Origin of the sequence: Paenibacillus sp. LjRoot56 (assembly GCF_964253335.1) — a bacterium.
GTDB lineage: Bacteria > Bacillota > Bacilli > Paenibacillales > NBRC-103111 > Paenibacillus_E > Paenibacillus_E allorhizoplanae.
The window spans coordinates 43,336-52,648 of sequence record NZ_CAXURV020000009.1 but is presented as its reverse complement, the minus strand read 5'-3'; the positions used below and the strand labels follow the sequence as shown (position 1 = coordinate 52,648).

The 9,313-nt window shown below is 47.4% G+C and carries 5 protein-coding genes and 1 other RNA gene; all 6 read right to left on the bottom strand.

Going from position 1 to position 9,313, the window contains the following annotated elements; all coding sequences use genetic code 11:
- Positions 1 to 2,549 (bottom strand): Ig-like domain-containing protein (locus tag ACSQ8O_RS36585; RefSeq protein ID WP_436245735.1); only part of this gene is annotated, 2,549 nt, incomplete at its 3' end.
- 179 nt (positions 2,550 to 2,728) lie between these two features.
- Positions 2,729 to 5,776, bottom strand: a complete 3,048-nt coding sequence (locus ACSQ8O_RS36580; RefSeq protein WP_436245734.1) for an ATP-binding protein — start codon at positions 5,774 to 5,776, stop codon at positions 2,729 to 2,731.
- Entirely contained in the window at positions 5,773 to 6,918 is a 1,146-nt protein-coding gene (locus ACSQ8O_RS36575; RefSeq protein ID WP_436245733.1) for a response regulator, read from the bottom strand. Before ACSQ8O_RS36575 ends, ACSQ8O_RS36580 begins: the two co-directional genes overlap by 4 nt.
- A gap of 261 nt (positions 6,919 to 7,179) precedes the next feature.
- On the bottom strand, positions 7,180 to 7,575 hold the full coding sequence (locus ACSQ8O_RS36570; protein ID WP_436245732.1) for a hypothetical protein: 396 nt from the start codon (positions 7,573 to 7,575) through the stop codon (positions 7,180 to 7,182).
- A gap of 724 nt (positions 7,576 to 8,299) precedes the next feature.
- Positions 8,300 to 8,664: a transfer-messenger RNA gene (gene ssrA / locus ACSQ8O_RS36565) on the bottom strand.
- A gap of 165 nt (positions 8,665 to 8,829) precedes the next feature.
- The gene (gene smpB, locus ACSQ8O_RS36560; protein ID WP_028555549.1) at positions 8,830 to 9,312 is read right to left on the bottom strand and encodes an SsrA-binding protein SmpB; all 483 of its coding nucleotides are present in this window, start codon (positions 9,310 to 9,312) and stop codon (positions 8,830 to 8,832) included.
- Position 9,313 lies beyond the last annotated feature (1 nt).

Here is a 9,313-nt window from a genome sequence, read left to right as displayed (position 1 = left end):
TCGCCAGGCGTGGCGTCTGCCGCTACGGTTACTTCCCCCGCGCTGTCCACCGACACCTTCGCGTCGCTGCTCGTCCACGTGACCGTCGTCGCCGCTCCACCAACTGCATCTACCGTAGAAGTGAGCTGTTTGATTCCTCCCTGCAAGACGCTAGCGGTGCTCGGAGTGACGGTTACGCCGTTCACAGCCGGAGGCATAGCCGTAACGGTGATCGTCGCTGTCCCTTTTTTGCTGTTATTGAACGTCGAGGTCGCCGTAATCGTATAATCACCCGGGGTCGCACTAGCCGCAACGGTTACTTTACCCGTGATGTCCACCGACACCTTCGCGTCGCTGCTCGTCCACGTAACCGTCCTCGCCGCTCCTCCCACTGCATCTACAGTCGCTGTGAGCTGCTCGCTTCCTCCTTGCACCACGCTTGCGGTACTTGGGCTAACGGTCACGCTATTGATGGCCGGTGCTGCCGTGATGGTGATCGTCGCTGTCCCTTTTTTGCTGTTATTGAACGTCGAAGTCGCCGTAATCGTATAATCGCCCAGTGCGGCATCTGCCGCGACGGTGACTTTACCCGAGGTATTATTCACCGACACCTTATTAGTGACGTCACTGCTGCTCCAAGTGACCGTCGCCGCCGCTCCTCCCACCGCATCTACCGTTGCTGTGAGATTCTTGCTTCCTCCTTGCGCGACGCTTGCGGTAATCGGGCTGACGGTTACGCTATTAATGGCCGGCGTTGCCATGACGGTGACCGGAGCTGTTCCTTTTTTACTATTATCCACCGTCGATGTGGCCGTGATCGTATAAACGCCCGGCGCGGCATCTGCCGCAACGGTTACGTTACCCGTGCTGCTCACCGTCACCTTATTGGCGACGTCACTGCTGCTCCAAGTGACCGTCGTCGCTGATCCTCCTACCGCGTCTACCACGGCAGAGAACTGCCTACTTCCACCCTGTAAGATAGTAGCTTTAATCGGATTGACGAGCACGCTATTAACCGCAGGAAGTATGACGGTAATCGTCGCTGTTCCTATTTTGCTGTTATTTACCGTGGAGGTTGCCGTGATCGTATAATCACCAAGCGTGGCGTCTGCCGCTACGGTTACTTTTCCCGTGCTATCCACCGCCACCTTAGCGTCGCTGCTTGTCCACGTGACCGTCGTCGCCGCTCCTCCCACCGCATCTACCGCAGCTGTGAGATTCTTGCTTCCTCCTTGCGCGATGATTGCCGTGCCTGGAGTGACGGCTACGCTATTTACAGCCGGAGCCAGTAAGTTAGCCACCCGAAGTTGTTCTATTACACTGTTTTTCTCCTGCCACGCTACGAATAAACCATTGTTCAGTGCGGTTATCGCAGGAAAAAAAGCGGTTTTCGTATTATCCACGATAAAACCATTTAAGCCGTATTCGGCGCTCGTCCAAGCCGTTCCATTATACTTCTTCGCGCGAATTTTAAATAAGGGGATTGATCCCGCTCCTACCATTCCGGAATCTTCTGACCACACCGCATATAAATCATGATTAGCAGCTGTTAATTTCACATAATTAGCTCGGAATGCGGTACTCACGTTGATGCCATACTTCCCACCACCGTCAACACTTGACCAAACGTTACCGTCATATTTCTTTACCCGAATTTGGTCGTCCGTCGTCGAATCGACCGGTTCATGCCAAGCTACGTACAAGACGCCGTCAACCGTGGCTAACGTCGGGTAGTACGCATTTTTCCCAGTTGATATATTTAACCCAGTCGGGCCGCCGCCATCGATCGTCGTCCAGCTCGTTCCGTCGTACTTTTTCGCCCTGAGCTGATTAATAACTCCGTACTGTTCCGACCATACCGCGATTAATTCATTTCCCAATACGGCCAAAGCAGGAAAAGCCGCGGCTTTGGCTGGATCTATATTTAATCCATTCGTACCTCCGTCGACGCTTGTCCACTCCGTGCCGTTATACCTCTTCACGTAAATTTTACCCAGTTCTGACCACGACGCATACAGAGCATTATTGTATTCAACCAAAGTAGGAAAGTTAGCGCCCTTTGTCGCATCCACGTTAATTCCGGTCGTGCTTTCTCCTTCGGCGCTTGTCCAGCTTGTTCCATTATATTTCTTGACCCGAATTTGACCGTAGGATGATGTAACTTCTTCGACCCATGCAAGATATAAAGAACCGTTAAATACGGCCAGAGTCGGTCTCATTCCCTCTTTGGCCGGGTTCATGTTTAATCCGTTCGGGCCGTTGCCGTCGACGCTCGTCCAGCCCGTGCCGTTATATTTCTTGACTCTGATTTGATTGAAGTATGTGATGCCAGGAACGACTTTTTCTTGCCAGGCGACATAAACTTCGCCGTTCCATACGGCCATGGCAGGGTATTCCGCCCGATTGGCTGCATTCACGTTAAGGCCGTTAGCCCCGCCGCCGTCGATCATCGACCAGCCAGTCGCTGCGGAAGCTGTGCCACTGTTGAAAAGAAGCGGTAACAAAAGTATAACGGCGAGTAATAAATGTACCGTTTTGCGTAATCTATCGTTGGTCTTACTCCTTCTCATTGCCGGAATCAATCTGCATCTTCCTTCCAAATTATCGTTCTATCACATATCCCTCATTTTCTACCTCAGCATATCTGACAGCACCTTAAAGAAACCTTAAAAACCGACAATTTTTCCCATGAAAAAACAGGCCCCATCTTAAAAGATGAGAACCTGTTCGGTAAATTGGTATCACGCAGTTAAACCGACGAAGCAGGGATGCAAATGGTGACTTTCGTACAACGCCCTAGCTCACTATCCAGTTCCAGCGAAATGCCATATTCGTATTTCAACCGCTTATTAATATTCCGTAAACCGACTCCCTGCGACTCGTCCGCATCGGGCCTTTCTAGCAGCGTCTTCAATCGTTCAGGCGCGATTCCTACGCCGTCATCGGCTACGACAAATCGCCACTTCCCATCCGACTCTTCCGCCGTCAATGTCACCGTGCCTCCTTCAATGCGATCGCCGATACCGTGACGAATAGCATTTTCGACCAGCGGCTGCATCAAAAGCGGCGGCATGCGCAAACCATAGGCAGCCTCTGCGATATCGAATTCGAAGCGAATACGATCTTTGAATCGAGCCCGCTCAATCTCGACATACGTTCGAATCAGACTGAATTCTTCTGCAAACCCGATGCGTTCCTCCGCATTGCTAAACCGAAAGCTTCCTCGCAAATAATCGGCTAGATCGGCGATCATCTTTCTCGCTCGTTCCACATCCTTATAACTTGATGCCACAATACTGTTCAGAACGTTATATAAGAAATGAGGCTTAATCTGCGATTGCAAAAAAGCCACTTCCATGTGGATCGCTCGGCCGAGCGATTCCTTCATCGCGAGCAAGCTGCCGATTCTTGCTTTAAGCTCCTCCACATCGAACGGTTTTGACAAGTAATCGTTAGCCCCCGCTTGAAGTGCTGCAACCTTATCCTGTGGTTGAATCGCCGCCGTCACCATCAGGACGGGCAGCTCTAGCAACGAGTATCGTTTGCGAATCTCTTGGCACACTTCATACCCTGACATGCCTGGCATCATCAAATCCTGAATGACAAGATCGATCCTGCCCGTTTGATCGAGTTGCTCCAGCGCCTCATACCCGTTCTTGACTGCGATCACGCGATAGTCGAGGGCTTGGAGCGCGTCCAATAAGACTTTTAAGTTAACAAACTGATCATCAACGATCAGAACCGTATGCTTGCCTCTCGAATTCGTAACATAAGGCGTAGCAAAGGAATATTCGATTTCTTTGGGGACGACCATGGGAGTTGAATAGGACGATGTTGCTTCTCTTCGCTGTTCGGAGATTGGAAGCGTAAATGTAAAAGTCGAGCCGACTCCAGGCGTAGAAGTAACAGAAAGCGTCCCTCCTTGCAGTTCGACAAGTTGTTTTGCAATCGGAAGCCCTAATCCGAAGCCACGCTGCTGTGATCCCTCAAGTGATTTGAACGGCTCAAAAATCAATGGAATATCCTGGGCCTCAATGCCTCTTCCTGTATCGTGCACCGCAATTTCGAGCCTGCCTCCATGCTCTCTGCCCGTAATGACAATCCTTCCATTCTCCGTATGCTTAATTGCATTGTCCAGCAAATTTCCGATAACCTGACTCAGGCGAATTTCATCGGCCAAAGCGGAAGGCAACTGCGCAGGCACATGGTTCACCAGTTGAATATGGTTTTCCGTGCACAAATAGGAATAGAAGCGCACTTGCACCTCTGCGACCGAACGAACATCGATTGGAGCAGGAACGATTCTCAGTTCACCTAGTTTCAGCTTGGATAAGTCTAAAATATCGTAAACGAGCTGCGAAAGCTTCCTCGTAATATCAGTTATCAATTGCAGCTTTTCCCGTTGTTCCGCAGTTGGTGGATGTGTGGTATCGTCCAACATGGACCGAGAAATATTCATCACTCCGTGAAGCGGTGTCTTGAATTCATGCGAAGTTCGGGCCAGAAAATCGTCCTTCAACTTGTCCGCTTGCATTAATTGCCCTGACAATTCTTCGATTTTATGGAAAGCGTTCGAGAACCGGAGCGACATCAGCAAAGCTAGCATCAATAGAACTAGAAAAGGTTCCACCGGCGCAAGTGAATAGATGGGCACGCCGAAGTACACGTTCATATTCTGGTTCAGCACCAGCACATTAAGAGCCATGGCTGCCACGGCCAAATACCCGCTGCCAGCTACCTTGTGCAAGGCCGTATATACGAATACATACGTTGCGTACAACAAAGAGAAAGTCACGTAAAATGACGTGAATTGACGAACTGGCCCTGTTGTAAGCTCGGTAGCGAAGCCGACATGCAACACCGCAAGTATCCCCCCCACAGCCAGCCCGCCTCGAGTGAGCCATTTATAACAGTAAGGCTGGAAAGCCGTGTATACGTAAAGGAAAAATCCAACACCTACGCCAACTGTCAATACCATCTGAATTCGGAAATACAACCAGAACGGAATCGAACCGACCGCAACAAATAATACTCTCTCACCGCTGACGCTTGTAAATGCAGCAATGCATACGCATACGATGCCAAGCACCACAAGTGATAAATCGTCCCTACGTTGGGAAAATAAACCGATAAAATATAATCCCATGATCAAGAAGGCGGTTAGCGCGATCCAATCATGAGCTGTCGCACGATCACGAATCCCGGCGATTTGCTCGGCCTTGCCCAGTAGTAGAGATTCGCCGATCCCACTGCTTACATGGAATTCATAGTTAGCTACCTGAACCAGAATGTCATTCCAGCCCGGCTGCAACGTGAAGTAGCTGACATACGGTTTATTAAGCGCTTTGTATTGCTGCTTCTCGGCCGGATTCCCGCTTGTTCCAACGATTTGGCCATTGACGATGAGCCGATTCGAAATCAGGATAGCCGCAGTTTTCAAACCATACACCGCGCCGGCGTCGCCGATCCGAATCTGTAATCGATAAGTCGCCATGCCAAGCGTATCCATCTTTTTGGACCATGATCCAGGAACCTGAATCATCTCAGGTGTTAATCCCCCTGTAGTGGCAGAAGATGGAGAAGGCTGACTGGTGAATAGTTGATCTGGATAAAGCTCCCACTGCCCATCCAGCCGAACGACTCCTTCCTCCTCAAACTTCCAAGCGGATAAGTCCATCGCCCCTTTTACCGCTACAGGCATTGGATTTTTATGAGTAGAGAAGTAAGCCAACAACACCCCATAGGTTGCAATCAACAGAGACAAAGTAATAAGCGCTGCCGCAACTTTTTTTCTCATCGAGCTTGCTCCATCATGTCTTTCGTTTGTTGGAATAGCCGTAATGTCTCTTCCTCCAGCTCAGCTCCCAATTGAAAGCGCACCGCTTGCTCCAAATGCAAGCATATCCGATATGCCTCATTTCGATTGCCCATCTTCAGATGCAGCTTGATCAACTCACGTCCGTCGTTCTCGGAGTCAGGGGCAAGTGACAATAGCTTTTCCATGCTGTCCACCGCAAGCGTACGATTACCTTTACTTTGAAAATGCCCGTACCATTTACGTAGTACACGAACATACGTGGCTTTGATCTCCAACTGTCTGGCGGTAGCCCAGCTGAAATCGCAAGCTTCCATATATTCACCTGTGTACATCTGGTTCATTTTGTCATATGACCTTTCATCCATCTCCGCTTCGGCCCACGTGTTGCTCAGTAACTGCTCAAATTCGGTTACATCGACCGTGCTCCCATCCAAAACAGCGACGAATCCTTGATCCGCTTTGCGTATATGGATTGGAATCTGTTGTTCCCCCAAGCTTCTTCTTAAATAGGACAGGCATGTATATAAATACGTTTTCGCCTTGTTCAAATCGTACCCCGGCCATAACGCCTCAATAATCGAAGCCGTATTCACAGACTTTCCTGCATAATGGATCAGAAACGCGCAAAGCTCCTTTTCCTTCTTCGTTTTCCATGTTAGCACCTTGTTCTCGTCACTCGGCAACCCAATATGGAAGCCTCCTAGGCAGTTGACGGTCGGGGCGATGCTTACGCTTTGGTGCGCCTGAATGACGGACTCGGATAAGGATTGTTTAATACGCACAACCGTATTCTGCAATCTATCTATCGTAAAAGGCTTCAACAAATAGTCCATCGATTGAATTTCAAACGCTTCGACCGCATATTCCGCATAGGCCGTTGTGAAAACGATCGGCATGCGAGGGAACATGCTTCTGATTTTTCTAGCAGCCTCCGTGCCCTTCATTCCCGGCATCTGAATATCCAGAAACACTGCATCCACAGTAGAGTTAGCTAACGCTTCAATCGCTTGAATCGGATTCAAATACCTTCCTACTATGTTGATATTCCCTATTTGTCCAAGCAAAATTTCCAACAAATCCAGCGCATCTTCTTCGTCATCAATGAGCATTACACGAATCATCGACCTTGGTCTCCTTACTTATTGCAAGCATTTCTTTATAAGAAATTTCGACAAAAAGTGAGGTGAATCCTTTATTTTCTGCTCCTATAACTACACGTTGGATTCGTGAAAAAGAGCTGAATCTGCTCGAAGCTCCGACTGTAAAAGAAAAAGCAGCCATCACAGAGGAATCTCTGCGATAACTGCTTTCTCAGTTCGAGGACTACGTAGCTAAGCGAGACACTCATGAGATTTCAAGAAGTTCATCGTTATTTTCATGTTTTATCTGTTTATACTTTCAGTTTTGCTGCTATTTGTCTTTTCGATACTTTTAGGTAAGAGCATAATTATTAGGATCGCACTTACAAAATCAAGCGCAGCTACAACAATAAAATTAATCGGTAGATGATACATAGCTGTTAAAGTAATTGTAACGATACATACGAATATTCTACCGATGACCGTCGATTTAGCAAATTGTATATTATTTTCCAAACCTGAACGAACGTAATAGAAACCAATACATAAAAGGAGCATACCAAAGAATTGAAGCCATACTGTTGCATCATCATTAAACTGTAACATTGGTTGCACTAACTTGGGTGTAAAAAGAAGGGACCCCCCTAGAATAGTAATGTAGATTCCATAATAAAACATTAACTTTGAGACCATATACATTAAGATCGCCTCCTAACATTTTTTATAAGTGCGCTAGTCAATACTCAATCCATAGCGAATACGTTGATGATAACAGTCTTTTATTCAGTATTATGAATACGAATAAACGGAGTCAAATAAGTAACCGTTTTTACAATCAATATCTATATCATGCAATATGCTAGCCTTCTGAATGGAATTATATATCTTTTGTACCTCGCCTTTGCCTAAAGCAACTTGCTCGTATTTGTTTATAGTGCTTACCAACTACTTCGTATAAATAACCTCAGATGTAACTTTCACCTTTAAATCCGCCCTAGCACTAGAGCATAAGATTCTCCTTATTTGGATGAATAGTTAAATTGTACCATGCGTTCAATGGTTTATGGAGAATAATGTATTATTTTGTGGGTCTTTATTCATGGAAATACGAAGAAAAAAAAGCCTCCATTTGCCTGAAATTCACTTCTTTGAACTATGCGAATAATCCAATTAACATCAACATCCAAAACAAAGAACCAATTACTATTAACACCCATTGTCTTTTTGTAATTTATCTCTAACTTCTTGATCTAGTTGAACCTGTTTCCAATATAAATTTAATGAATATCGAGCATAAACAAGTGGACGGCTCCCTCCGCTCACGCTCCAGTCCGCGCGGGCGAACCCTCGAGGGGTTCAACTCCCTACTCACCCATACAAGCACAAGAAAAAAGCACCCTCAAAGGGTGCTTTTTCTGTACTAGTATGGAGGTGAGGGGAGTCGAACCCCTGTCCGAAAATATTGCCACACAGGCATCTACGGGTGTAGTCACAGTTTTGATGTCACCCGAGCATCGCCCCGTAACCGGCTATGCGTTGGGTCAGCCTGATTGTCTTCCTACGTCTGACCCCAGGCGGAGACCAAACGTCGTATCCCACTATAGTTGAGCCCCTATCCCAGTCACATGGGCGATGCTGAGTAGAAGCACGCTAACAGGTTATTAAGCTGCTAAAGCGTAGTTGTTTTGTGTTTTGCCATTTAATAGGCTTTAGCGTTTTATAGTGGACGCGGCCCCACTACCCGCAACCCGCGCTCAAACTATCCCCGTCGAATCCAAGAACACCCCCGGATTGCCTTCGTAACCGTCAGAGACGGTGAAGGTTAAAAGGACAAGCTGTAGAGCCAAGTTACACTTGAAATCTCTTCGTTACAATTACTAGTATACCATAAGATGACGAAATATGAACACTAGGTTCATGGAAGACAAGGTGTTACCTTCCAATACACCCAATCTATCTGGCAATCTTCTGCTTCTCACGCAATGCGCGTTGAATATCGCGTTGTGCATCTTTCTTGGCAGCAGACTCACGCTTGTCGTATTGTTTCTTCCCTTTACCAATGCCAATAAGAAGCTTCGCGTAGCCATTTCGGATATACACCTTCAGTGGAACGACGGTATAGCCTTCTTGCTTAGCCTGGCCTAGTATCTTGGCAATTTGCACTTTCTTCAACAACAGCTTCCGCGTCCGTGTAGGATCTTCCGGATTGCTGCGATTACCTTGTTCGAAAGGGCTAATATGCATATTGTGTACAAAAGCTTCGCCATTCCGAATTGTCGAAAAGCTGTCGCCAATGTTGGCTTTACCTGCCCGTAAGGATTTGATCTCCGTGCCGGTCAGGACAAGACCGCATTCATACGTATCTTCAATGAAATAATCGTGTGAAGCCTTTTTATTCTGAGCGAGTAGTTTGCCATCAGCCTTTTTAGTTGCCACG

What these genes read in the sequence shown, in the direction of transcription:
- ACSQ8O_RS36570 (WP_436245732.1), bottom strand. Translation starts at nt 7,575, where the DNA reads ATGTATATGGTCTCAAAGTTAATGTTTTATTATGGAATCTACATTACT.
- ACSQ8O_RS36575 (WP_436245733.1), bottom strand. Translation starts at nt 6,918, where the DNA reads ATGATTCGTGTAATGCTCATTGATGACGAAGAAGATGCGCTGGATTTG.
- ACSQ8O_RS36580 (WP_436245734.1), bottom strand. Translation starts at nt 5,776, where the DNA reads ATGAGAAAAAAAGTTGCGGCAGCGCTTATTACTTTGTCTCTGTTGATT.